Here is a 25,643-nt window from a genome sequence, read left to right as displayed (position 1 = left end):
AAGTAAATTAAATCTTTCAAATGTATGAAAAATTATGAAATTTTATTTAAAATTATTTACAGCATTGCTTATTCTTGCAATACTTTCTTCTTTTCCAACGAGTTCCAAAATATCCGGAACATCTGGACCTTTTAATTCTCCTACTAAAGCTAAACGCAACGGCATCATTACTTTTCCCATTCCTATTCCTTTGTTTTCTGCAAAATCGTGTAGGTTCTGTTTGATATTTTCAGAACTGAAATCATTTATCGAATTCAAACTTTCAGCAAATTCAGTCAGAAGATTTGATGTTTCGTCATTCCAAGCTTTCTTAGAGGCTTTTTCATCGTAAGAACTTGGGGCTTCAAAAAAGAATTTTCCGTTTTCGTAAATATCTGTTGGAAAAGTCGCTCTTTCTTTCATCAGATGAATAATCTTTAGTAATTTTTCATCTTCCATGTTTAAGTGTAAATCTGACTCTTTTAGAATATTTAATAACTCTTTGTCCGATTTTAACTGAATATACTGATGATTAAACCATTCTGCTTTTTCTTTACTGAATCTTGCTCCAGCCTTGTGAACTTTATTTAAGTCAAATTCTTTAGCCATTTCTTCCAAAGACAAAATTTCTTTATCATCTGCCGGAGTCCAGCCCAAAAGTGCAACCATATTCATAAACGCTTCGGGCAGGTAACCGCTTTCTCTGTAACCTTTAGAAATATTTCCTGTCGCAGGATCTGTGAAATTGAGTGGAAATACAGGGAATCCGAATTTATCACCGTCTCTTTTGCTTAATTTTCCTGAAAGTCCTTTCTTTAAAAACTGTTTTACAGAAGCGGTAATTTCATTGTCTTTCTCATTTTCATTCAGCATCGATTTGAATCTCGGGCTTTTCACTTCTGAAAATAATGATTTTATCAGCGTTGCTGCCTCATCAAAAGAAAATTGACTGTTTTTTGTTACAAACTCCTCTGTAAAAGATTTTGTAATACTGTCAATATTTTCTTTACTGATTAATGTGGAAACATCAGGTTTTAGAATCAATGATAAATGGGCAAACTCAGGCGCTTCCCAACCCATTGCTTCGTATAATAACGTGTGAAGACCTAACGATGGCAACCATTCTTCACCTCGGATGACGTGAGAAATCTCCATCTCATGATCATCTATAATGTTGGCAAAATGATACGTAGGCATTCCATCGTTTTTTACCAAAACTTTATCATCTAAAGTATTGGTATTTACCGCAGAATTTCCACGGATCATGTCTACAAGTCCAAGGGTTCTGTCGATCGGCATTTTGAATCTTACAACATAAGGAGTTTTAGCATCCAAAAGTTGCTGTACTTCCTCTTTAGAAAGTGCAACGCTGTTTTTTAAGATATTTCTGGAAACGTTATTGTAAGAGAAAACTTCACCTTTTGCTTCAAATTCTGCACGGACGGCATCTAATTCTTCAGCAGTATCAAAGGCGATGTAAGCGTAGTCTGTTTTTAATATTTGCTCAGTGTATCTGTCATAGATATCTCTTCTTTCAGATTGTCTGTAGGGAGCGAATTTACCACCTCTTTTAGGGCTTTCGTCAGGGATGATTCCACACCATTCTAGAGCTTCCTCTATGTATTCTTCAGCTCCTTCTACATATCTTGCGGTATCGGTGTCTTCAATTCTCAGTATAAATTCACCACCTTGATTTTTTGCAAAAAGATAATCATATAATGCAGTTCTTACACCTCCTAAATGCAGCGGTCCCGTAGGACTTGGTGCAAAACGGACTCTTACTTTCCCCATTTTAAATAAAATTTTGGTGCAAATTTACTGAAATTATATGTTTTCAAGACGTTTTTGTCGCCAGCTTATTGGCTTTTGTAATCATAATCTTTACATTTGTATAAAATAATAATACACACATTATGCTGGAAATTGGTGAAAGACCTTGGGGGAAATATTATGTTTTGGCAGACGAGCCCAATTACAAACTGAAAAGAATTGAAGTGAACCCTGGGCAAAAATTATCCTATCAGTATCATCATAAAAGACAGGAACAATGGACGATTATCGAAGGTGATGCGACAATTGTTCTGGATGATAAAGAAATCAAACTTTCCTATGGTGAAAGTATTTTCATTCCTCTAGGAGCCAAACACAGAATCATGAATTTATCTGAAAAGCCAGTAGTTTTCATCGAGGTACAGACAGGTACTTACTTTGGTGAGGATGATATTGTGAGACTGGATGATGAATATGAGAGAGCTTAAGTAAAATGGAAAAATTAATATTATTCGTTAAAACTTACAGAGCTGATTTTGAATCTTGCAGTAAACTGATTGATTCAATTAATCAACATAATAAAGATGGAATAAAGCTTCTGATTTCTGTAAATAACGAAGATATTAGTTTTTTTAAGCAGAACCTGCAAACTGATCTTTTAGACCTTATAAAAGACAGTGATATTATTGACATTAAAAAAAGTGATCCCTGGCAATATCAACAAATCATAAAATCTCAGCTGCACAGGCTGAATGTTACGGAAAACTATGTTTGTCTAGATTCTGACTCCTATTTTATCAAGGATTTTAATATCTCTGATTTTATTCAGGGTGATAATCCTTACACTATTATCCATCAGCAGAAGGAAATGTTTTCATGGCTCAGTGCCAATCGTAAACACTTTAAAGATGATCCCAAACAATATTTTGAAGATATAAGCGGACGGATAATGGATAAGCTCGGTCGTGAAGGAATTTGCTATGATTACGGGCCTTCACCGACAATATGGTCAAATAAAGTTTGGAAAGATTTTCAGGAGAATTATTTAGATTTAAATAGTATAAATTATCCCGATCTAATTAATGAATTTCCAAGTGAGTTCACTTGGTACGGAGAATGGCTTCTGAAAAGCAATGTTATTCCTCTCTTTCCTAAAGAACCGTTGTTTAAAGTATTTCATTATAAAAAACAATTTCAGGATTTTATAAAGGAAGGACATACCAGAGAATCAATTAAGGAGAATTATATGGGCGTTGTTCTTCAATCCAATTGGAATCGTGATTTGAAATGGTACCAAAAAAAGATTAGTTTATAAGTTAAAAGCAAATTATGATACCTAGATGAAAGTAATCTTAGACGCTGATGTCATTGCTGATTTCTATAAAGATAACCGCACAGGAATTTTCCGCGTTACTTATGAACTTTTCAGAGAATTAAGTCAACATGACGCAATAGAAACATCTTATTCTCATTTAAGTTTATTCAACCATCAAACATCTACAGAAGAATTGGATGTTTTTTTTGGTGAAAACTCTATAAAAATAAATGGAGCCAATCAGAGAGCCAAAAGAAAGTTTTTGCCTCTCAGAAAAGAAAAATTGTTCAAGTATTTGTATGAAAAAATAGGTGTGAGTGAATTTAAAAACACCTTTTTTAATAATGCTTTTGAAAAAGCAGATATTTATCATTCGTTTTATTATCCTGTCAATCAGAAAGTCAGAAAATATTCAAATTTAAAAAAGGTGGTCACCATCCATGATTTGATTCCCGTTTTGTTCCCGAACTTACACTATACTTCACGTTTTATAGAGAAAATTATCGCAAGTATCGGTAAAGATGACTATGCGATTTGTGTATCAGAAAATACGAAAAAAGATTTATTACGATATGCTCCTCAGATTAATCCTGATCATGTCTTCGTAAGCTTATTGGCTGCTTCTAAATCACTTTTTTATGTGTGCGACAATAACGATAAATTTAAGTCTATCAAAGAAAAGTATAATCTTCCAGACAAATATTTTCTGAGCGTAGGTACATTGGAGCCTCGCAAAAATACAGACTTTGTTATTCGATCTTTTTTAAAATTTATTAAAGAAAATGAAATTGATAATTTAAGTTTGGTCCTTGTTGGAACAAAAGGATGGGATTACGATAAAATTTTTGAAGAATATAATAATGCGAATGCACTAAAGGATAAAATATTATTTACCGGCAGAGTTCCAGACGAAGATTTAGCGAGTTTATACAGCCATGCACACTCATTTTATTACATGTCTTTATATGAAGGTTTCGGCTTGCCACCGTTGGAAGCTATGCAATGCGGAGTAGCAACAGTAACTTCCAATACATCATCTCTACCGGAGGTTGTGGGAGATGCAGGAATTATGCTGGATCCTACAGATGAAGTATCATTACGCAAAACGATGCACGAATTATATACCGATGATTCTTTAAGACAAACTTATGCTCAGAAGGGACTCGAACGTTCAAAGCTATTTTCCTGGAAAAAAAGTGCCGATGATCTTGTGGCGATTTATGAAAAGATAAGTAAATCGTAGGAATTTTATCTTACTCGGAAAATTGACTCTAACTCTAAATATGTAAAGCCTTTTTCCATAATTCAATGGATTTTCTCTCAGAAAAATTATTTTTGAAAAACTCTTGAGCCTCGTGTTTTAGCTGTAGGTAGTCAGATTCATTATTAATTAAATTGGTAATGATTTCTGCTAACTTTTGTTCGTTGTCATCCACCATGCAACCGTTGTTTTTTTTGTCTAAAAAACCATCGACCGCTTTTTCAGTTCCTACGACCGGTATTCCAAAAGACATGGCTTCCACTACTTTAATTTTTATACCGGTTCCTTTAAGCATCGGACAGATGGCAATTTTGCTTGCATGATAATAGGTTTTTAAATCGTCTGCAAAAAAAACCTTTTCAATATTTTCATGATCCGGAATGTGTTTACAGATCCTTCCTATAATACAAATTCTTATCTCTTTAGAGAGAAGCGGTTGTACTTTTTCTATAAACCATTTAATAGATACTACATTAAAAGGATTGTCGCTACCTACAAATATAAGGTCAAATTTTTTATCAATCTTTGTGTCTTCAAAATTTTCAGGAAAGCTTGGCGGTATATTAATCACTTTATCTCCCAGAAAACTTTTGAAAATAAAATATTCATCCCGGGAAATGGTAACTACTTTATCATAAAATGAAAGATTTGCTATCTCTTCGCCAAATCTTTTCCCCACGTCAAGCGTTTTATTATTGTAAAATTCGTTGAGTGTTATCCAATCGTGCGTATCAATTATTGTTTTTGCCCCTTTTAAATCTTGCTTACGAATAAGATCTGTCCAGAATTCATAATTGATGAAGATATAATCATATTTTTTCTTATCAAGAACCGCTGCGAAATGATCTTCTAAATACGGAGTAAGATATTGATTTGTATTGTCTTTGCTAAATCTTCTCTGAATTTTATATCTCCAATAGTCAAAGCTTAGTTTTTGCTTTGGTGGTGTGGTTTTCAGAACAAAAACATCATCAATGATTGCTGAATCAATGTCTTCAGCCGAATCTCCAAAACTTTTGTAATAATCTTCCACTCCGACAAGATCAATATTTAAGCCTAAAGATTTAAGCTGTTTCAGATTCGTATAGGTACGCAAAACATTGCCGGCTCTTTTGGAGAAAGGACTTTCGGGGAAGAAAAATAATAAGTTCTTATTGAAAAAATTCATTAATGACTTTTGTTTAGAATGAGAGTCTTTTCAAAGTTGAGGAAATAAATGCTTAAATTCGTTTTCGCAAAAGACTTAGACAAAATAATAAATTTAAAATGGGAATTAAAAGATTTTTTAAAAATAAAATCAAGGATTATCAGTTTATTAAAAATAGAAGAAAACTGACCATTAATCTGCAGAATCTTGACTTTTTTAAAAACCATCAATTTAATTTTCAAACAGAGGGTAATCCTGAAGTAACAATTATCATTTCTACGGTTAATGATTTGAAATTATTGCTTAATGGCCTCTATCAAATTGAAAAATACGACCGACATATTTCAAAAGAAATCATTGTTCTTTATAATGGGGATATTGATGAAGCTCACGGATATTTAGAAAAAACAGAAGCGATTTTCGTAAGTGATACCAAAGATAGCACTGTAACAAATGTAAATAATGCAATTAAGAAGGGTAAAGGAAAATTTATTTATCTTTTAGAATCACATGCTTTGGTTCAGGAAAATTATTTGTCAACGTTGCTAAATGTTTTTGAAATCAGAGACAATGTTGGCGCCGTAGGTTCCAAGTTAGTTTCTACAGAACACAATATAGTTGCGGCTGGAAATTTAGTTTTTAAAGACTCTGAAATATCTCCAATTGGTCAATCTGAATCAATTGATTCCCCAGAATTTAATTATTTAAGAAAAGTTGATTTTTGTGAAGGCAGTCTCTTGTTTCATAAAAAAAACAAAAATGGCAGTATAAATTTGCTGAGTGAATCGTTCTCGTCGCTATATTTTGCTAAAGCAGACTTCTGTTTAAAGATGAAAAATGATGAACAATTAGATACCTATTATCATCCACTTTCGGAAATTATTTCTTTTGATAATTTATACAAAGCGGAAAATGATGGCGATAAAAAGATTTTTTTTGATCACTGGAATTCCAACATTATAAAAACGAAATATTCAGATAACCCAAAAATCAGTTGCGAAAATCATTACCGCAAGCCCAACTTTCTTTTTCTCGAAGAAAATATGCCGAAACCGGATCAGGATTCCGGATCAAGAAGATTTTTTGAAATTGTAAAAATTCTTCAAAAGAACGGACACCGCATTATCCTTGCAGTGAAGCATTTTGATGAGTCTACAGATCATCACTATGTCAAATTTTTTAATGGAATTGGAGTTGAGGTCTGTGTAGATTATGTTACGACAAAAGACAAAATTGTAAAAGTAGAACATCAGGTTTTAAATGCCTTGTCTTACGTTGATGTTATTTGGATTTTCAGACCGATAGGTTTTGACCATTGGTATCAGTTAATTAAAGAAAAATTAAATGGTCAGAAAATCATTTACGATATGGTGGATCTTCATTATCTTAGAATGGAGCGCGAAAATAACTACATTGATGTCATCACCAACGAAAGAAAAAAAGAAATCGCTTTCTTCAAAAAAAAGGAATATGCTGGAATGAATATTTCTGATGCGGTAATCTCTATCAGCGATGAAGAGATGGATACAGTTTCTGCAAATGGTGTGAGAAAAGACAAAATCTTTACAGTAAGTAATATTCACAAACCAGTAGATTATGTGCCTTTGAGTTTTTCCAAAAGAGAAGGATTGCTTTTCATTGGTGGTTACAACCATTTACCCAATATTGATGCGGTAAAGTTTTTACATGATCAAATAATGCCTTTGGTTTGGGCAAAGAACAGTAAGATTAAAATTTTCATTTTAGGACCAGATTTTCCTGAGGATCTAAAACAAAAATACCATTCTGATAAGTTTCAGATATTAGGCTACCAGAAAACAGTCGATTTTTGGTTCGAAAATGCCAGAGTGTTTGTGGCGCCGCTTCGTTATGGAGCTGGAGTAAAAGGAAAAATAGGGCAGGCCTTAGAATTTAAGTTGCCTGTAATTACTACAGGAATCGGTGCGGAAGGAATGAGCCTTGAAGATGAGAAAACAGCCTTAATCTCAGATGAAAATCCTCAAAATTTTGCAGATAAGATTCTTGAGCTCTATGATAACGAAAGTCTTTGGCAGACTTTACATGAGAACAGTCTCTTGCCACTATCAAAATTCTCTATAGAAACTCAGGAAGACAATATCAAGAAAATGCTGACTTATTTAGGATTCTAAAATTAGTTCTTATAAATTTTCTGATACTTTTTAGGCTTGAAAAATTTATAGATCAGTTTTCTGTACCATTCATCGTAATATTTGGCTTTATACTTTTTATTCTCACGGATTAAACTCATAATACTGTGAAAATCCAGTCCGTTTTGTTTGTAGAAAGTATAATGTTTTTTATAGATTTCAAAGAAATTATCAGAAAGTCTTGAACTGTTGTCAATACTGGTATTGGTAAGAGAATCTGTTGTATTTCTAATTCTGTAAAAAAATAAAAATTCATCTATTTTATGAACTTTAATGCCCATTTCAATTAATGAAATCCAAAAATCCCAGTCTTCATAATAATTCAATTGAGTATCAAAACCCCCCGCTTTTTCAAAGTCTTCCTTGTAAATAAGAGCGGTAATCGGAATGCAGTTCTCAATTAAAAAGTCAAATGTGTTGAAAGGCTGTAAAACCCATTCTCTATCAGTCTTTTCAAAGAACTTGCCTTTGGTATAACAGACTCTCACTTCCGGCTTTTTCGAAAGAATACTGTGAGTTTTTTCTAAAAATGTTTTTTCAATCAGATCATCACAGTCCAAAAAGAGAATATACTTTCCAATAGCTGACTGTACGCCATTGTTTCTCGCAGAGGATTGACCTTTATTATCCTGATGAATGATTTTTAAATTTTTGAAGACTGCACTTTTTTCAATTACATCCAAAGCAGTTCGTTCCGAGCCATCATTTACGATGATGACTTCAAAATTTTGATAGGTTTGCTCGTAAACACTTTTCAGGGTTTCACGAATGTAATCTTCACCGTTATAGTAAGGAATAATGATGGAAATTTTCTCGTTCATGTCTTAAGAAGTAAGTGTTTTAAACCAGTTTTCAAAACTGTATTTATTTTTAATATCTGAAGGAATTTCCTGATACGGATTTTCTACAAAATTTGTCAGTTCTTTTCCGTCATTTTCACCGATAATGAATATATTTTCCGATCTGTAAAAATCGTAATTTTTCACATCCGGATTATCTGTGATCAATTTTTTACTGTATTTCATAGCTTCAAAAAACCTGAATGACAATCCGTTATGTTCTTTTAGTTTTAAATCTAAAAGTGCTTTTGAGCTTTTTACAAAATCAATATTTTCATCATAAGTCAGAAATCGATTGGTGAAATTTATTTCTCCGTCATTATCTTTTTTATCCCAACTAAAAAGAAGTATTTTTTGGGATATTTTATTCTGACTTAATATTTTTGAAATGTTTTTTAAAGCTTTGAATCGTTCTTCAACAAACGTTCCGATATAAAAAACATCATTTTTAATTTCCGGTTCATACTTATCCTCTTCAAAATTAAAGAAGAAATTGGTCAAAAAGAAAATATTATTTTTTTCATCAACATCATCTTTATCGAATACAAAAAACTTGTCAAAGAATTTTAATTTGGAATAAACATTCGGCGTCCTTTTAAGTCCGTCCCAATGATTACCAACTAAATTTTTAGTTTTAGTTCTGATGATGCTTAAAAAATCTTCAGAGAAGAAATCGGCAGTCATTACCAGGATGGTTTCATATTGCAGTAACCGATGTGCTTTTTCAGTTAAGGTATTTTCTATGAAAGAAGCGCGCAGTTTTTCCTTGTATTTTTTATCTCCTAAAAATGTTTTTCTATAAAGATTATTTAGTTTTTGTAGGCTATTTTTATATCTGAATTTCTCTTCAGAATACAGTAAAAAATCTACATTATCAAAATTCAGGTATTCCAGATTTTTCTTGATGAGGTCTGCAAGTCCTGCATAATTGTGCATGATGATGAGAATCTTGTTCATCGGTAGAGATATTTAAAGAATAAAAAAATTAAAAAATGATCAGATCTCAGTTTTTTGTATAAATTGGATTTTTCATCCCGGATTTCTTTCAAAAATCTTTCTGCCTCCTTACTAGAATCTTTTTCAAGATAAGTTGTAAATTTTCTCTCTTTATCATTTAGCGTTCTCAGCTTGATTTTGAAATCTCTGAATATTTGGGGGTTTTTAGCGTGATCAAATCGGCGAATAAGTTTTTCTTTGGAAGATTCATCTTTAGAGTAACTGATTCCTCCAACCTGTTGCTCGCTGTGAATACGGTATGAAAAGAGCTTGTCATTTAGAAAAGCGAACCTTTTCTGTTCAGAAGAAACCAATGCAATCCATTCATCATGGTGTAAACCTTCAATATCTGGAAAAGGTATAACCTGATGGGTAAAAGATTTTCTGATTGCCATTGATGCTCCGGTAGCAAAATTACCAATGGTTAAGAATATTTTGAAATAGTCAATTTCTTTGTGGTTCTGACCTAAAAAGGTGGGAACATCCCACACAGTATATAAATTTTTCTGTAAATTATTTTCATCAATAATAAATCCGTTTGAGCATACAACATCAATGCTTTTGTTGTTTTCAAAAAAATCATAGAAAACTTTCACTTTGTTCTCTTTCCACACATCGTCCTGATCGCTTAAAAATATAATTTCACCTTTACAGAGAGAAATAGCTTTTTCAAAGTTTTTTACACTGCGTAAATTTTGATGGTTAATATTGATATTGAAAATATCGGGAAATTTATTTTTGTATTCAGATAAGATAGTTTGAGTTTTATCCGTAGATCCGTCATCGCACACTACAATTTCATCTATTTTCAAAGACTGAGAAAGAATAGAATCAATTTGTTGACGAATATATTTTTCGCCATTATAAGTGCATAATGCAACAGAAATTTTTGTCATTTAGTTTAAATTAAAAACCGTATTAACCCAATTGTCTAAAGTGTATTTGTAATAAATTTCATCAGAAATTTTTTTGTAAGGTTTTTCAAAAAAAGACTTCTCGATGTTGCTGAAATCATTATTCAAAATCAAAATATTTTCGGCGTCAAAAAAATCATACTTCCTGATGTTTTCATTATCAGTAATGATTTTCCTTTCAAGTGCCATCGCCTCAAACACACGAAAGCTGAGCCCTGTCTGATTAGCCCGCATCAGATCTAAAATTACTTTTGTATTTTTATATAACGATGGAAGCGACTGCTGAGGTATGTTTTTTCTTCTGAATGTAAAAATACGGATATACTTTTTATCAAAAATTTGTTTACACTGATTTTTCCAGCTCTTCTTTCCGGCTATGATAACATTAAACTTCAATTTAAGATGTTGAATGCGGTCTGCCAGAATATGTAGAGTTGCCAGTCTGTTTCTGTCGTATGAAGTGATGAAAAAAAGATCTAAATCTGGATTTTGAGTTTCTGCAGGAATGTGTTTTAGATAATTATAGTTTGTTATTTTTTCAAAACCATAATTCTTCACATCTTCATGGTCAAAAGAAAAAACAGTATCAAAGTAATGAAGAATATGTTCTGCAGGATTTCTCGCCATGCTGTCGTAGAGATACGCAATATTTCGGTCAGCGTATTTTCGGATTTCCTGATGAACTTTGTCTTCAATAGATTCCGGATTAATCACTAAAATCTGATCCTGCTTTCCCAGTTTTTGCAGTGATTCTATTATGAAATTCTGTCTTTTTTCGTGTTTAAGATTTTTCCCGACAAAAACTTTGCTCATCGCGTTCTTCACCCTTGCTCCAAAATTTTTGTGCGTGAAAGCTCCAATGTTAATATGGTTTGCTTCTATGCCTTTTTCTTTGAGTTTATCTACGATATGTTCATCATAATGCCAAAAATCAAAACTGATTAAACAAATTTTCATATAACAAAAGTAAAGATTTTAAAGTTAAATTTCTAATTTTGGAGAAAAGCCCCCGTTATTAATGAAAAAGAATATCCTCATCGATGTAGAACGGTTAAAATATCCCAGATCGGGAATAGCCAATGTGTGTATCTCCCTAATTAGAGGATTGGACGAAAAATTATGCCATTTCAATTACACACTGTATGGTCCCGAAAAAAATATTCCAGCACTTAAAAACAATTTTAAGATCATCGACTGGAAGTTTTGGCAGAAAAAATTAAAAGTGAATACGTCATCTTTTTCATTGATTCATGTAACGCATCAGTTATCAGATTATTTTCATGCTAAAAAACCGAATCAGAAGAAAGTGGTGACACTTCATGATTTAAATTTTCTTCACGACAGCAGCACTCATAATAAAATAACAAAGTCTAAAAAAAAAGTACAGAAAAATATTGGAAATGCAGACGCCATCGTATGTATTTCAGAATTTGTTAAAAATGATTTTTTACAGAACAGAAATTTGTTTAGTTTAAAAAACAATGTGAAAATTGAAGTCATTTATAACGGGTTAATCTTTCCCTCCAATGAAAAATTCAGTTCAGATATGAAATATGAATTCATTGAGAAAAAATACATTCTTAATATTGGTGTACTTTTTCCCAAAAAGAATCAGGAAGTTTTACTGAATTTAATTGATGGAAGTGACCGGGATTTAGTTTTGATAACCTCTTCCGCCAAATCGAATTACAAAGAGAAGTTTCTGCAGAAAATCAAAGATTTAGGGCTTGAAAAAAGAGTTCATATTCTTGAGAATATAGACAATAATGAAAAGTATTTTCTGCTTCAAAATTGCGAATCATACTGCCATCCTTCACTCGCGGAAGGTTTCGGAATTCCTCCGGTGGAAGCCATGTATTTCGGGAAACCTGTTTTCCTAAGTAACTTAACCAGTCTGCCCGAGATTGGTGGAGATTTAGCTTTTTATTTTGATGATTTTTCTGCTGATTCGATGAAGAAAATTTACGAAGAAGGAATTGCAAAGTTTTATGCTGATAAACAGAATTACGCAATGAAATTAAAAGAAAGAGCTTTAAAATTCAGCTACGCGCAAATGGCAGAATCTTATGAGCAGCTGTATAAGCAGTTGTTGGATTAAAGTTTTGTTTTTCCAAACTTAAGCTTCCATTTGAAAGTTTTTAACGTATCACCATATTTTATATCGATACGGTTAATTTCATATTTATTTTTAAACGGATAGCATTCTATCTTATTTCCGATTCTCAGAGCATAGACAATTCCAATTCTGTCAAGCATAGAAAAAAACTCTTTTTTGCTCACTTTTTCTTTCGGAAACCGTCCGTAAGGATAAGCGAGAACCTTTGAATAGGTGATTTTATTCTCATCTAAAAGTTCCATGTTTTTTAAGAGATCTTTTTCAGATTCCTCAAGCGATAACTGTGAGAAATTTTGATGGGAATGGCTGTGCAAAGCGATTTCAACTAATGAAGGATCAAGGGATTGCAGTTCTTCAAAATTCATGTACAGCTTGTTATTTCCATGTTTACTGTTCTGAATAAATTCTGTCGGGATAAAAATTGTAGCCTTCAACTGATGTTTTTCGAGCAAAGGAATCAAATATTCTAAATTATTATAATATCCGTCATCAAAGGTTAAAATGATTTTATTCTTTAACGATTTGCTGTTTTCCAGATCCCTGAAAAAAACTGTCTGATAATTACTTTTGATAAATTTCAATTGATCATCAAGATTTTCTGCAGTGACAATCAGATCATTTTTAAAAGCGATAGATTGTGGTAAAACCTGATGATACATCAATATTCTGATGCTTTCTTTTTTAGAAAGACCAAGGATTCTTTTAACAAAATCTAACATTCTTTAGTGCCGAATTTATGAATTTCGTGAAGTTTTTTATACTTTAAGAAAGTGTAAAAAGCAGCAGTTGTCGCAGCATAATATCCAACAAGACCATCTAAAAAACCTAATCTCAAAAAGTAAGATTTGATAAACTGGTATAAAGGTCTGAATAAGATTTTAAGAACACTTGATTTTTTGCCGTTTTTATACATTTTCTCAGCCATCATCGAAGTGTATTTGTTAGACTTTTCGATGTGATGGTAGATGTCCTTGTAAGTGTAATGATTGATTTTTCCCGCGAGTCTTCCTTTTTTTTCAGAGGTAATAAATTCTTCGTGTACGATATCTTCAGAATACTGTCCAAAACCTTTTCTGAAAAGCCTTTCTCGTTTGATATTTCCCCAGCCGCCATATTTTAGAGTTTCTCCCAAAAATATATTGTTGAATTCAATCTCATAAACATTATATTCTGGCTGATCGTCACCAATAATTTTTCTAATGGATTTTTTTGCTTCCTCATCCAAAACTTCATCAGAATCTAAGAATAAAATCCATTCAGACTGACATTTCTCGATAGCAAAATTTTTCTGTTTTCCAAAACCCAGAAATCTTTGCTGAATAAATTTTACTTTTGGAAATCGTGCGCATATCTCTTGTGTACAGTCTTTAGAAAAACTGTCGACTATGATTATTTCATCGGCAAGATCGTGAACGGCATTCAGCGTTTTTCCGATAATCCTGTCTTCATTAAAGGTGATAATTGCTACAGAAAGCTTCATTAAACTATGACTTACTGCTGCAAAAATACAGTTTATTTTCAGAAATAAGATTGTCTTAAAAAATAATCGTTATGCATATTCTTCCTTTAAAAATTCGTAGGTTTTAAATGAGCTCAGCGCACTTAGGTAGGAGAGAGTGAAGCCTTTTCTGCCATCTAAAAACCCAAGTTTGAGAAAATACATTTTAAAGAAATTAAAAAAGCTTTTCGAAAGTTGCTTTAAAAGTTGATACGGTATTTGTTTCTCATAAAGATCCCTGGCCTTCAGCTTTGAGTAATGAATCACCTTTTTGTAATAGGCGTCATAAGAATCAAATGAAAAATGAAGAAGATAATTTTGAAGTGTTCCCGGGTTTCCTACGTTGCTAAGGCCTTCATGTACGCGCTTACTTTCGTCATAGTGCGCGACCTCTTTTTTAAAAAGCCTGATATTTTTATCATTCTGAGTTCCCGAAAAATTCACCTGCTCACCCATAAAAAAGAATTTTCTCTTAAAAAAATAAGCCTTTTTCGTTACAGGTTTTTTGATTTCATTTAAGATTTCGGTTTTAAGTTGGGGTGTCACTCTTTCATCTGCATCCAGAAACAGAATCCATTCATTTTGTGCATAGGAAATACACTTATTTCTTTGCTGTGTAAAATCTTCAAATTTATTTTGAAACATCTTCACTGCAGGAAATTTTGATCCGATGATTTCTAAAGTTTTATCGGTGCTGAAAGAATCCAGAACAATAATTTCGTCTGCAAATTCAACTGATTTTATAGCATCTTCAATATTTTTCTCCTCATTATATACAATCAGCAAGGCGCTTATTTTAGGATTCTCCATAACTCTCTTCATTAGTAAAATGATTAGATAGCTATTTATATTAAAAGTTAAACAATCGTTTGTTCAATTTATTAAATAAAAAAATAACACCCTGATTTTGAGTGTTATTTTTTTAAATTTCTGGTGATTTATTTTTTATATTCTAAAACTGTTTTCTCAATAATGTTTACACAGTCTAATAACTGTTCTTCGGTGATCACCAATGGTGGTGCCAGTCTGATGATGTTTCCGTGGGTTGGTTTTGCTAAAAGTCCGTTTTCTTTTAACTGTAAACACAGATTCCATGCTGTTGAACTTTCAGGAGTATCATTGATTAGAATTGCATTCAATAATCCTTTTCCTCTTACTTTGGTAATCAGATCAGATTTTTCAATTACTTTTTCAATTTCAGATCTGAAAAGCTGCCCCAGTTCTTCTGCTCTTTCAGATAATTTTTCGTCTTCCACCACATTCAAAGCTGCAACCGCTACTGCGCATGCAATCGGGTTTCCACCGAAAGTAGAACCATGCTGTCCAGGTTTGATCACATTCATAATCTCATCGTTGGCCAAAACTGCAGAAACGGGATACATTCCTCCTGAAATTGCTTTACCAAGAATTAAAATGTCCGGCTGAACGTTTTCGTGATGACAGGCAATTAATCTACCTGTTCTTGCAATTCCGGTCTGTACTTCGTCTGCAATGAAAAGAACATTGTACTTCTTACACAGTTCAGAAGCATTCTTCAGAAAATTTTCATCCGGAACGTAAACTCCGGCTTCTCCCTGAATGGGCTCTACCAAAAATGCCGCAATATTTTGAGCATCATTTTTCAGAACTTCTTCCAAAGCTGTAAGATCATTATATGGAATTTTTACAAATCCCGGAGTGAAAGGTCCGTAGTTTTTATTCGCATCAGGATCATTTGAGAAAGAAACAATCGTTGTGGTTCTTCCATGGAAGTTATTTTCACAAACCACAATTTTAGCTGCGTTTTCTGAAATTCCTTTCACTTCATAACTCCATTTTCTGGCTAATTTCACAGCAGTTTCCACCGCTTCAGCTCCTGAATTCATCGGTAAAACTTTATCAAAACCGAAAAGAGTCGTGATCTTTTTCTCATACTCTCCCAAGCTTGAGTTGTAAAATGCTCTCGAAGTTAAAGCTAATTTTTTAGCCTGATTCACCAAAGCTTCTACAATTTTTGGATGAGAATGCCCTTGATTTACAGCGGAATAAGCTGAAAGGAAATCGTAATATTTTTTGCCTTCAACGTCCCAAACAAATACACCTTCACCTCTGTCTAAAACCACAGGAAGCGGATGGTAGTTATGTGCGCCATGTTTTTCTTCGAGCTCGATGAAGTATTGTGAATCTTTTGTTTGTTCTGCTGTTGACATATTCTTTTTGCTTTTGCACAAATTTAAGGATTCTAAATAACTTGCATCAATAATTAATTTCTGTTTAAAATGAAGATTCAGTACGGTTGTAAACAATTGATAAATAATTCGGAAGATATTTGGTGAAGTATAATTGAGTTTTGGTTTTTATATCTTTTTTCAGATAAATTTAAAACTTAATCTGACATGTTTGGCTTGTAGATGCGAAGACATGAAAGGATTCGTATTATTTTTTAGCTCATAAATATTTTCCAATCTTTCATTAAGTCGATAATTTCCTGCAAAGGCATTTTGAAGCTTTGGTTAGTTTCATCGTTAGCTAAAAAATAAGCAATATCATTTTCTACATCTAAACTTCCATTGCCATAACCAATATCCCAATTGTTTCCTAATGGTGCAATTATCTCTTCCCATGTTTTTATACCATTTTTCACATTTTCTAAATCATCTATTACTTCTTGTATATTGTCCAGAAAACGAAATTGTCCAACGAAAAGACCTAGTAATATATATTTATCATCTGTAACGCCTTCATGTTTGCCAAATTTTGGATCATTTATAAATTTTATCTTATTCATTTTTAATGTTTAAAAACTATGAATGCAATGGTAATTTCCCCCGCTGGCGCAAGCGTCTCGCTTGTGTCCTCCCCCCGTTGCCACACGAATCCTTTCGTATGGCTTTCTTCAAAAAGAGCAATCCTTTTTTCAAAGCACACAAAGAGTATATTAATAACCCAAAAATAACAATTAAAACATAGCTGTTATTACAAATGTTTTTAAAATCAGAATAACGGCTTATCATCATTTTCTCTTCTTTAAATTAATTAAAATCAGATTGAAAGCCTCAACATTTGAAAAGACTCAGGAATTATTCCGTAAACAAAAATCTATTGTCCGCAGCCAAAAAGATGCCCTCCCGAAGGCTTCGGAATGACGCGCTGAGTCTTCGGAATGACGCGCAAGAGCTTCGGAATGAGGAATGAAAACTACTGAGCACGTTTTGTGATTTTCTGAGTGCTGATAAGGGTTTTCGGGATGTTTTAATTCTTTATTACTGGTTAAATCAAGAAAAAAAGCCATCAAAATTATCGTTGTAATGAATTTTTTTTATTTTAGTAAGACATAAAAATTTTAAGTATAAAAAAAATGAAGTTACAAGGCTGTACAATTTTTCAGACGCCAAACTCATTGATGTTGGAAATGAAAAGATAGCCTTTATGAGAAGAGATGCTGAGGCATTTGCATCTTTCGGTCTTGATGAAACCAAATTTGCAGAACTCGAAGCCAGGATCACTGCCTTTTCTAATCTCGTTACCGACATTGAGAAGTCTAATGAGCAGGTGCAAATCACCGAACAGAAAGACCTCAAGGCAGAAGAACTGCGTACTGCCATTCGAAGTGTAATGACTCGTGTGGCTCAGAAGTATGGAGCAGGATCTGCGAGATATGCCAACTATGGATCAGACTCTCTGGCTAAACAGAACGATGCTGATCTTCTTGTCACGGCAAAGCGTGTAGTGAGAGTGGGAACTGCAAATCTAAATGACCTGGCTGGTGAGGGTCTTCAGGTTTCCCATTTAAACAAAATTACCGAACTGAACGATGAGTTTAATGTATTGTTGATAGACCAGAAGCTGAAAATCGGTGAAAGAGATATTCAGCAGGAAGACAGGGTAGAAGATGGCAATAAAATTTATCTGCTCCTCACTAAGTACACACAAACCGGTCAGGATATATGGGAAAGTAGCGACGTCGCAAAGTATAATGATTATATCATTTACAATACGCCTTCAGGTGAAGAACCACCGGAAGATCCTCAGGTTTAAAATAAGAAAAACCGCCTCAGTTTTGGGGCGGTTTTAGTTTTATTCAAATGTAATCTTAATGATTATCATATTTTTTGTCCATTACAAAACTCTCCATGAATTTTGTTGTGTAGTTTCCTGAAAGATAAGCTTCATCTTCCATCAATTGTCTGTGGAAAGGAATGGTTGTTTTCACACCTTCTACATAGAATTCTTCCAGAGCACGCTTCATTTTTGCAATCGCTTCTTCACGGGTTTGTGCCGTTGTGATCAGTTTTGCAATCATTGAATCGTAGTTTGAAGGAATCGTATATCCTGAATAAACGTGTGTATCTACTCTGATTCCGTGTCCTCCAGGAATATTTAATCCTGTAATTTTTCCCGGTGACGGTCTGAAATCTGCGTAAGGATCTTCAGCGTTGATTCTACACTCAATTGAATGTAATTTCGGATAATGGTTAATTCCTGAAATAGGAGTTCCCGCTGCCAAAAGAATCTGTTCTCTGATCAAATCATAATCAATAACCTGCTCAGTAATCGGGTGCTCTACCTGAATTCTTGTATTCATTTCCATGAAATAGAAATTTCTGTGCTTGTCTACAAGGAATTCAATGGTTCCTACACCTTCATAACCGATAAATTCTGCTGCTTTCACGGCTGCTTCACCCATTTTCTCACGTAGTTCGTCAGTCATGAATGGTGAAGGCGTTTCCTCGGTTAACTTTTGGTTTCTTCTCTGTACAGAACAGTCTCTTTCAGAAAGGTGGCAAGCTTTACCAAACTGGTCACCTGCAACCTGAATCTCTATATGTCTTGGCTCTTCAATCAGTTTTTCCATGTACATTCCTCCGTTTCCGAAGGCTGCAACTGCTTCCTGAATGGCAGATTCCCAGTGTTCTTTTAAATCTTCAGCTTTCCATACCGCTCTCATTCCTTTACCACCACCACCGGCAGTAGCTTTGATCATAACAGGATATCCTGTTTCTTCAGCAGTTTTTACAGCGTGCTCATAAGATTCAATCAAACCGTCAGAACCTGGTACACATGGTACATTAGCTGCTTTCATGGTTGCTTTAGCGTTTGCTTTGTCTCCCATTCTCTCAATTTGCTCAGGACTTGCACCAATAAATTTGATACCGTTTTTCTGGCAGATTCTTGAGAAGTTAGCGTTTTCAGATAAGAAACCGTAACCAGGGTGAATTGCGTCTGCATTGGTAATTTCTGCTGCAGCAATGATGTTTGGAATTCTCAGGTAAGAATCTTTGCTCATTGGTGGGCCGATACATACGGCTTCGTCAGCAAATCTTACGTGAAGACTGTCTTTGTCGGCAGTAGAGTATACCGCAACAGTTTTAATTCCCATTTCTTTACAAGTACGCAAAATACGCATTGCAATTTCGCCACGATTGGCAATTAATATTTTTTTGAACATCTTAATTTAATTTGAAATTTGAAATTTGAAAGTTTGAAATTGATTTTTTCTTCAATTATCAATCATCATTAATCAATTATAATTAAGATGGATCTACTAAGAATAATGGTTGGTCGTATTCTACAGGAGTAGCGTCGTCAACTAAGATCTTAACGATTTTACCGCTTACTTCAGACTCGATCTGGTTGAATAACTTCATTGCTTCGATTACACAGACTACTTTGCCGTTTGATACTTCATCTCCTACATTTACAAAAACGTCTTTATCTGGAGATGGTTTTCTGTAGAAAGTTCCGATCATTGGAGATTTAATTGTTACATATTTACTATCATCAGATGCTACTTCAGCTTTTTCTGTAGATCCTGAAACAGCAGCAGGTGCATGACCCGGAGCCGCTTGCTGTGGAGCCTGCTGGTACATTGCCGGTTGGGTAACATAGCTTACCTCATTACCTCCAAGCGGTGTTTTAATAGTAATTTCGAAATCTTTAGTCTTGTATTTTACTTCTGAAACTTCAGCTTTAGATACAAACTTGATAAGATTTTGTATGTCTTTAATGTCCATAAAATTGATATTTGATTTGTCGTCAAAGATACCAAAAAAAGACAAAAAGCAACAAAAAACCACTCATTTTTATTAAAAATGAGTGGTTTTTGTATTAAATAGAGGTTTTTAGGGTAAAAAGCTCTTAATTTTCTTCTGTAGTAGTTTCTACTGTTTTTTCCAATACTACTTTTCCTCTGTAGTATAATTTTCCTTCATGCCAGTGTGCTCTGTGGTATAAGTGCATTTCTCCTGTAGTTGCATCTTTTGCCAATTGAGGAACTACTGCTTTGTAATGAGTTCTTCTCTTATCTCTTCTTGTAGACGACTGTCTTCTCTTTGGATGTGCCATTTTGTAATAACTTTTTTAATTTGATGAGCGATGAGATCTTTGCATCATCTCATCATATTATTATTATTTTTAATTTTTATCTTTTAATTTCTTCAGAGCTTCCCATCTCGGGTCAACTTCCTCTTCTTCTTTTTCCTCAATTTCTTTCGGACTGAATTTTTCAAGAATTGCCAAATCTTCATCACTTATATTGGGTGATATCTTCTTCATGGGTATTGATAGTGCCACATTTTCATAAATCAAATGTGCTACATTGAAGGCATGATCATTGGTGAGAATTGTTACTACATCTTCCTCACTGTCATCATATTCTTCTCCGAATTTCACTAAAATACCGATTTGGTTTTCAATAGGGTAGTCGAAGTTGTCGTTTGTGATATCACAAACCAGTTCTACTTTTCCATCTACTTTTACTTCAAATTCTAAAAATGTAGTGTGTTTATTTAAATAAACTTCCACCACAATCTTAGGATTTGTAAATTCCTGTTCAGTGTCGAATAATTGAAAGAACTCTTTATCTATCTCAAACCTGAACTCGTGCTTCCCGATTTTCAGTCCGGAAAAGCTTATATCGTAGTTTCTTAACTTGTCCATAAAATGAGTGTGCAAAAATATGCATTTATTTTAATATTACAAATAAAATGTATAACAAAATTAATTTTAAATTATCTTTAAGATTACATTCCGCTTTCTACAGGAAGATCTTCATCTATTCCGTTGTCTGAAGGCATTCTTCTTGGCTGGAGTCTGTTGCTCATCATTTCTTTGTAATCACTTCTGTTTTTAAAAATCTTTATTGCCATGAAAATTGCTTCCATAAAACTCTGCTCGTCAGCGATATTTTTCCCTGCAATATCATAAGCAACACCGTGGTCTGGTGAAGTTCTGATGAAAGGAAGTCCTGCCGTGTAATTTACACCTTCTTCATAGGCTAATGTTTTAAACGGAGCTAAGCCCTGATCATGATACATGGCTAAAACTGCATCAAAACTCTGGTACTTACTCGGTTGGAAAAAACTGTCTGCAGGAAATGGCCCAAAAGCCAATATTCCCTGATCTGAAAGTTCTTTAATAGCTGGAGAAATGATTTCTATTTCTTCATTTCCGATTACACCACCATCTCCCGAGTGAGGATTAAGACCTAAAACCGCAATCTTTGGTTTAGAAATAGAAAAATCTTCAATTAGCGTTTGGTTTAAAGCCTTGATCTGTTTCTTGATTTTTTCTTTTGAAATGTTTTCTGCAACCTGAGAAATCGGTATGTGGTGGGTAGATACCGCAACCTTTAATCCATCAGTTACCAAAAACATCAATCCTTTTTTGTTGAACTTTTCTTCGAAATAACCTGTGTGACCTGCATGTTTGAAGCCCATCTTTACCATTTCATCTTTATTGATGGGTGCAGTAACCAAAACATCAATTTCTCCTTTCATTAGAGCTTCAGTTGCAGCTTCAAGAGAATCAATGGCCATTTTGGTAGATTCTTCTGAAGGTTTTCCCAGTTCAACATTAGAATTGTCTTTTACCAGATTCAGCATATTCAGCTTTCCATTTTGAGCCTGTGAAGTTTCTGTGATGTAGTTGAAATTTAAATTGAGCTTAAAAATATTCTTCTGATAAGTGAATAATTTCCCTGAGCCGAAAATAATGGGGGTAAAAAAGTCGGTAATAGTTTTGTCTTTCAGAGATTTCATGATGATCTCCGGGCCGATGCCGTTGAAGTCGCCAATTGAAATTCCTACTCGTACTTTATGGTTTTTTGGGCTCATTTTGATTATCTTTGAAGATTATAATTTTACAAATTTAGCAAAAAATAATATGTTCACAGGAATTATTGAAGCAGTAGGAGTTATTGAAAAAATTGAAGAGAAAGGCAGTAATATTAATTTTACTTTAAGCTGTCCTTTTACTCAGGAATTAAAGATAGATCAGAGTCTTGCTCACAACGGCTGTTGCCTTACGGTTGTTGAGATTAGCGGGAGTCAATACATCGTTACTGCGATCAATGAGACTTTAGAAAAAACCAATTTAGGAAAGTGGGAAGTTGGGAGCGTTGTGAATCTGGAGCGTTGTATGATGATGAACGGGAGGCTCGACGGACACATTGTTCAGGGGCATGTAGATCAAACCGGTGAGATAATTGACATTGAGAACAAAGATGGCAGTTATTTTGTTACTGTACAGTATAATTCAGAAGGGGGTTTCGTAACCGTTCCGCAAGGTTCAATTACGGTTAACGGAATCAGTCTTACCGTTGCTAAAAGCGGAGATTTTCAGTTTTCTGTTGCGATTATTCCTTACACATGGGAATATACCAATATGAAAAATGTTAAAATCGGGGATAAAGTCAACCTTGAATTTGATATTGTTGGTAAATACATTGCTAAATTAATTAACAGGCAGAATGGCGTTTAATAAGTATAAAGGATATAGTTTAAGAAACCGGGTTTTTTTTGGTTTCCTATTCGTATGTCTTTTGAGTGTTGCCGCTTCGTCATTGGTGCCTTACATTGTTCTCAGAAACAATTCTCTGCAGCAGAGTAAAATTGACATGCAGGAGAAAACCAATGCGGTAATGAGATTTCTCGATTATGCAGTCAGCCAGTCGACCGTTCATACAGAAGATCTGCCTGCAGTTCTTAAAAACAGAATTTTTGAAATTGCTGATATCAACCAGCACGATATTATCATTTATGATCTTAAAGGAAATTATTTACTTTCCAACAAAGATGAAAATTTAGTTAAGCAAAAGAAAATTCCGCTGAAAATCGTTAATAAACTGCTTTCTACTGAGGCTCGGTATGATTTTCGGGAAGTTGATAAATCAAAAGATGCGGTCTTCACTTCTTCCTATCTATTGTTGAAAAACAATATGCTGGAGCCGGTCGGAATTATCTATATTCCATTATATCACAACGAATCTGCCTATCTTGATGTGCTTCACAAATATGTAATTTATATTTTGATCGTTGATATTCTGCTCATTGTTTTCAGCATTTGGCTAAGTTGGGTAACCTCTACAAATCTGGCAAAAAATATCACCAAGTTCTCTGATATGATTACCAGAATTACGCTTTTTGAAAATGAGATGCGGCCGATCAAATATTACAAAAATGATGAGCTGAATGCTTTGGCCAGAGCTTATAACAGGATGATTCTCCAGATTCAGGATCAGAAAGAAAGACTGCGTTTCAAGGCATCTGAAGAAGCATGGCGCGAAATGGCAAAACAGGTGGCGCATGAGGTGAAAAACCCTTTGACACCAATGAAGTTGACGATTCAGAATTTTGAGAGGAAATTTAATCCGGAAGATCCCAACGTCAACGAAAAAGTAAAACAGCTTACCAAAACTATGGTCGATCAGATCGATTTAATTGCTACTGTTGCTTCTGCTTTCTCTGAATTTGCTAAACTTCCCGAGAAAAATAATGAAGTTATCAATCTGAATACAGAAATTGATGATATTCTAAGAGTTTTCAATGATGATCAGATATTTGTACATTCCAACAAAAGCAATATAATGATTAATATGGACAGGATTTACCTTTCCAGAATTATTACAAATCTTGTCACAAACGCCAAACAGGCTCAAAGTGATACCAGAAAACTTCTGATTAACGTTGATATTGAGCAACACCAAAGGAAGGTGATTATTTCAGTACAGGATAATGGTATTGGCATTGCAGAAAATATGTACGAGAGAATATTTGAACCAAATTTTACTTCTAAAAACAGTGGAATGGGCTTAGGTTTATCCATGGTCAGGAAAATGGTAGAAGACTACAAAGGTCAAATCACCGTGAAATCTGAGGTTGGAAAAGGATCAACATTTATCATTACACTTCCTACAAATCTTTAGTGAAATCTTTTAAGTTTAAACAGTTTGAAATTCAGCAATCGTCCGGCGTTTTCCGAGTGGGAACAGACGGAGTTTTGCTGGGTGCTTTGGCAAATATTGATTCTGCTAAAAATGTTCTTGAAGTCGGAACAGGAACTGGTCTGATCTCATTAATGCTGGCTCAGAGAAATCTGAAGGCAAATTTTCTGGGTATTGATATCAATGCAGAAGCTGATAATCTTACCAGACTTAATTTTGAAAATTCTCCATTTAATTCAAGATTACAAAATATTCTTGCTGATTTTAAATCTTTTGAAACTGACCGTACATTTGATGTAATTGTTTCAAATCCACCATATTTCGAAGAAAACCCATCGGGTAAAGATATCATTGCCAGGCAAACCATTGAGTTAAATTTCCAACAGTTAATCTCGAAATCTTCAAAATTGCTTTCTGAAAATGGAATATTTTCTGTGATTATTCCTTTCGAAGCAGGAGAAGGTTTTGTAGAAATTGCAAAGCATAATCAATTGTATCTTAAGAGGAAAATCAATATTTACGGCATTGAAAATTCAAAGATAAAAAGATTGGTTCTGGAGTTTTCTCCAATTGAAAAAGATTTGAATGAATCAGATTTTGTGATAGAAAAAAGTCCGAGAAAATACTCGGACCAATATCTTGAACTCACCAAGGAGTTTCATGTTTTTAAAGGGTGATTTTATTCAAAAAGTTCCGCTGTATCAAGTACAGAAACTTTACCGTCTTCACATCTGATCGCTTCACCTGGGAAGTTCTGAATCATATGGTAATCATGGGTCGCCATCACCACGGCAGCTCCGTTTTCAGCAGCAACCTGCTTTAACAGGGTCATAATTTCATTAGAAGTTTCAGGGTCAAGATTTCCTGTCGGCTCATCGGCAAGGATTAAATCAGGATGATTCAACAGTGCTCTTGCAATGGCAATACGTTGCTGTTCACCTCCGGAAAGTTCATGAGGCATTTTGTGTTTCTTTCCCTTCATATTTACGCTGGAAAGTACTTCATTGATGCGCTCGTCCATTTTTGGTTTGTCCTTCCATCCTGTGGCTTCCAAAACAAATTTCAGGTTCTTTTCAACGGTTCTGTCAGATAGCAACTGGAAATCCTGGAAAACAATTCCTAGTTTTCTTCTTAAATTCGGAACGTCTGATGATTTTAATTTTGCCAGATCAAAACCTACTACTTCTCCGACTCCTGCCACTAAAGGAATGTGTCCGTATAAAGTTTTCAAAAGTGAGCTTTTTCCGGAACCGGTTTTCCCGATAAGATAGCAGAATCTGCCTTTTTTGATGTTTAAGTTAACATCAGTAAGCACGGTGAAATTTTTCTGGGTAATTTTTGCATGCTGCAGATTGATGATATTGTCTCCGGATATATTTGTATGTGGCATAAATTCAATTTTTAGAGGCTTTTCCTAAAATTTTTTTTCAGATTTTAAA

Annotated in this window: 26 protein-coding genes; 9 read left to right on the top strand and 17 right to left on the bottom strand. The window is 34.0% G+C overall.

Annotated features, from left to right (window positions below; translation table 11 throughout):
- Positions 1–42: 42 nt before the first annotated feature.
- Positions 43–1,770, bottom strand: coding sequence for a glutamate--tRNA ligase (gene gltX, locus OMO38_RS15135; RefSeq protein ID WP_264751028.1), 1,728 nt, complete (start codon positions 1,768–1,770; stop codon positions 43–45).
- Between the two features lie 125 nt (positions 1,771–1,895).
- Here gltX and OMO38_RS15130 point away from each other — a divergent pair, with 125 nt between their 5' ends.
- Genes OMO38_RS15130 through OMO38_RS15120 form a run of 3 tightly spaced genes read left to right on the top strand, consistent with a single transcriptional unit; the run spans position 1,896 to position 4,307 of the window.
- Complete coding sequence (locus OMO38_RS15130; protein ID WP_264751075.1) at positions 1,896–2,237, top strand: phosphomannose isomerase type II C-terminal cupin domain; 342 nt, start codon at positions 1,896–1,898, stop codon at positions 2,235–2,237.
- 5 nt (positions 2,238–2,242) lie between these two features.
- Positions 2,243–3,064: a DUF6492 family protein gene (locus tag OMO38_RS15125; protein WP_264751027.1), complete on the top strand. Its 822-nt coding sequence runs from the start codon at positions 2,243–2,245 to the stop codon at positions 3,062–3,064.
- 25 nt (positions 3,065–3,089) lie between these two features.
- Positions 3,090–4,307, top strand: coding sequence for a glycosyltransferase family 4 protein (locus OMO38_RS15120; RefSeq protein WP_264751026.1), 1,218 nt, complete (start codon positions 3,090–3,092; stop codon positions 4,305–4,307).
- Between the two features lie 34 nt (positions 4,308–4,341).
- On the opposite strand, the gene OMO38_RS15115 is transcribed toward OMO38_RS15120, so the two are convergent.
- Entirely contained in the window at positions 4,342–5,493 is a 1,152-nt protein-coding gene (locus OMO38_RS15115) for a glycosyltransferase (protein ID WP_264751025.1), read from the bottom strand.
- A 98-nt stretch (positions 5,494–5,591) separates the two neighbouring features.
- Between OMO38_RS15115 and OMO38_RS15110 the strand changes: the two genes are divergently transcribed.
- Positions 5,592–7,622, top strand: coding sequence for a glycosyltransferase (locus tag OMO38_RS15110; RefSeq protein WP_264751024.1), 2,031 nt, complete (start codon positions 5,592–5,594; stop codon positions 7,620–7,622).
- 2 nt (positions 7,623–7,624) lie between these two features.
- Here OMO38_RS15110 and OMO38_RS15105 read toward each other — a convergent pair whose 3' ends face one another.
- Genes OMO38_RS15105 through OMO38_RS15090 form a run of 4 tightly spaced genes read right to left on the bottom strand, consistent with a single transcriptional unit; the run spans position 7,625 to position 11,346 of the window.
- On the bottom strand, positions 7,625–8,461 hold the full coding sequence (locus tag OMO38_RS15105; RefSeq protein ID WP_264751023.1) for a glycosyltransferase: 837 nt from the start codon (positions 8,459–8,461) through the stop codon (positions 7,625–7,627).
- A gap of 3 nt (positions 8,462–8,464) precedes the next feature.
- Positions 8,465–9,436 (bottom strand): hypothetical protein, encoded by a 972-nt coding sequence (locus tag OMO38_RS15100; protein ID WP_264751022.1) that lies wholly within the window; start codon positions 9,434–9,436, stop codon positions 8,465–8,467.
- Positions 9,433–10,371, bottom strand: a complete 939-nt coding sequence (locus tag OMO38_RS15095) for a glycosyltransferase family 2 protein (RefSeq protein ID WP_264751021.1) — start codon at positions 10,369–10,371, stop codon at positions 9,433–9,435. Before OMO38_RS15095 ends, OMO38_RS15100 begins: the two co-directional genes overlap by 4 nt.
- Positions 10,372–11,346, bottom strand: coding sequence for a glycosyltransferase family protein (locus OMO38_RS15090; protein WP_264751020.1), 975 nt, complete (start codon positions 11,344–11,346; stop codon positions 10,372–10,374). It abuts the gene before it with no gap.
- Positions 11,347–11,407: 61 nt separating this feature from the next.
- On the opposite strand from OMO38_RS15090, the gene OMO38_RS15085 reads away from it, so the two are divergent.
- On the top strand, positions 11,408–12,487 hold the full coding sequence (locus OMO38_RS15085; protein WP_264751019.1) for a glycosyltransferase family 4 protein: 1,080 nt from the start codon (positions 11,408–11,410) through the stop codon (positions 12,485–12,487).
- Here OMO38_RS15085 and OMO38_RS15080 read toward each other — a convergent pair.
- From OMO38_RS15080 to OMO38_RS15060, 5 genes are all read right to left on the bottom strand, one after another.
- Entirely contained in the window at positions 12,484–13,224 is a 741-nt protein-coding gene (locus tag OMO38_RS15080; RefSeq protein WP_264751018.1) for a polysaccharide deacetylase family protein, read from the bottom strand. The two genes, OMO38_RS15085 and OMO38_RS15080, sit on opposite strands and share 4 nt — an antisense overlap.
- Positions 13,218–13,985: a glycosyltransferase family 2 protein gene (locus OMO38_RS15075; protein WP_264751017.1), complete on the bottom strand. Its 768-nt coding sequence runs from the start codon at positions 13,983–13,985 to the stop codon at positions 13,218–13,220. Before OMO38_RS15075 ends, OMO38_RS15080 begins: the two co-directional genes overlap by 7 nt.
- 69 nt (positions 13,986–14,054) lie before the next feature.
- Positions 14,055–14,825 (bottom strand): glycosyltransferase family 2 protein, encoded by a 771-nt coding sequence (locus OMO38_RS15070; RefSeq protein WP_264751016.1) that lies wholly within the window; start codon positions 14,823–14,825, stop codon positions 14,055–14,057.
- Positions 14,826–14,941: 116 nt separating this feature from the next.
- Complete coding sequence (gene rocD, locus OMO38_RS15065; protein WP_264751015.1) at positions 14,942–16,192, bottom strand: ornithine--oxo-acid transaminase; 1,251 nt, start codon at positions 16,190–16,192, stop codon at positions 14,942–14,944.
- Positions 16,193–16,425: 233 nt separating this feature from the next.
- On the bottom strand, positions 16,426–16,770 hold the full coding sequence (locus tag OMO38_RS15060) for a hypothetical protein (protein WP_264751014.1): 345 nt from the start codon (positions 16,768–16,770) through the stop codon (positions 16,426–16,428).
- A gap of 641 nt (positions 16,771–17,411) precedes the next feature.
- Between OMO38_RS15060 and OMO38_RS15055 the strand changes: the two genes are divergently transcribed.
- Positions 17,412–18,020 (top strand): hypothetical protein, encoded by a 609-nt coding sequence (locus OMO38_RS15055; RefSeq protein ID WP_264751013.1) that lies wholly within the window; start codon positions 17,412–17,414, stop codon positions 18,018–18,020.
- A 55-nt stretch (positions 18,021–18,075) separates the two neighbouring features.
- Here the strand turns inward: OMO38_RS15055 and accC are convergent, their stop codons facing one another.
- The 5 genes from accC to pdxA form a co-directional block, all read right to left on the bottom strand.
- Positions 18,076–19,431 (bottom strand): acetyl-CoA carboxylase biotin carboxylase subunit, encoded by a 1,356-nt coding sequence (gene accC / locus OMO38_RS15050; protein WP_047445091.1) that lies wholly within the window; start codon positions 19,429–19,431, stop codon positions 18,076–18,078.
- An 82-nt stretch (positions 19,432–19,513) separates the two neighbouring features.
- Entirely contained in the window at positions 19,514–19,996 is a 483-nt protein-coding gene (gene accB / locus OMO38_RS15045) for an acetyl-CoA carboxylase biotin carboxyl carrier protein (protein WP_264751012.1), read from the bottom strand.
- 124 nt (positions 19,997–20,120) lie between these two features.
- Positions 20,121–20,327: a 50S ribosomal protein L32 gene (gene rpmF, locus OMO38_RS15040; RefSeq protein WP_047445089.1), complete on the bottom strand. Its 207-nt coding sequence runs from the start codon at positions 20,325–20,327 to the stop codon at positions 20,121–20,123.
- A gap of 69 nt (positions 20,328–20,396) precedes the next feature.
- The gene (locus OMO38_RS15035) at positions 20,397–20,921 is read right to left on the bottom strand and encodes a YceD family protein (RefSeq protein WP_264751011.1); all 525 of its coding nucleotides are present in this window, start codon (positions 20,919–20,921) and stop codon (positions 20,397–20,399) included.
- Positions 20,922–21,004: 83 nt separating this feature from the next.
- Positions 21,005–22,096, bottom strand: coding sequence for a 4-hydroxythreonine-4-phosphate dehydrogenase PdxA (gene pdxA, locus OMO38_RS15030; protein WP_264751010.1), 1,092 nt, complete (start codon positions 22,094–22,096; stop codon positions 21,005–21,007).
- A gap of 49 nt (positions 22,097–22,145) precedes the next feature.
- Here pdxA and OMO38_RS15025 point away from each other — a divergent pair, with 49 nt between their 5' ends.
- From OMO38_RS15025 to OMO38_RS15015, 3 genes are read left to right on the top strand one after another with little or no spacing between them, the layout of a single operon-like run.
- Positions 22,146–22,742, top strand: coding sequence for a riboflavin synthase (locus tag OMO38_RS15025; protein ID WP_264751009.1), 597 nt, complete (start codon positions 22,146–22,148; stop codon positions 22,740–22,742).
- Positions 22,732–24,186, top strand: coding sequence for a sensor histidine kinase (locus OMO38_RS15020; RefSeq protein WP_264751008.1), 1,455 nt, complete (start codon positions 22,732–22,734; stop codon positions 24,184–24,186). The genes OMO38_RS15025 and OMO38_RS15020 overlap by 11 nt, the downstream gene beginning before the upstream one ends.
- Positions 24,186–24,881: a tRNA1(Val) (adenine(37)-N6)-methyltransferase gene (locus OMO38_RS15015; protein ID WP_264751007.1), complete on the top strand. Its 696-nt coding sequence runs from the start codon at positions 24,186–24,188 to the stop codon at positions 24,879–24,881. Before OMO38_RS15020 ends, OMO38_RS15015 begins: the two co-directional genes overlap by 1 nt.
- Positions 24,882–24,883: 2 nt before the next feature.
- On the opposite strand, the gene OMO38_RS15010 is transcribed toward OMO38_RS15015, so the two are convergent.
- The gene (locus OMO38_RS15010; RefSeq protein ID WP_264751006.1) at positions 24,884–25,594 is read right to left on the bottom strand and encodes a cell division ATP-binding protein FtsE; all 711 of its coding nucleotides are present in this window, start codon (positions 25,592–25,594) and stop codon (positions 24,884–24,886) included.
- Between the last annotated feature and the right edge of the window lie 49 nt (positions 25,595–25,643).

The sequence above is a fragment of the Chryseobacterium kimseyorum genome (genome assembly GCF_025971945.1).
GTDB classification, from domain to species: Bacteria; Bacteroidota; Bacteroidia; order Flavobacteriales; family Weeksellaceae; genus Chryseobacterium; species Chryseobacterium kimseyorum.
Note: the sequence above shows the minus strand (reverse complement) of the source record. Positions and strands in the feature narration are given on the sequence as shown.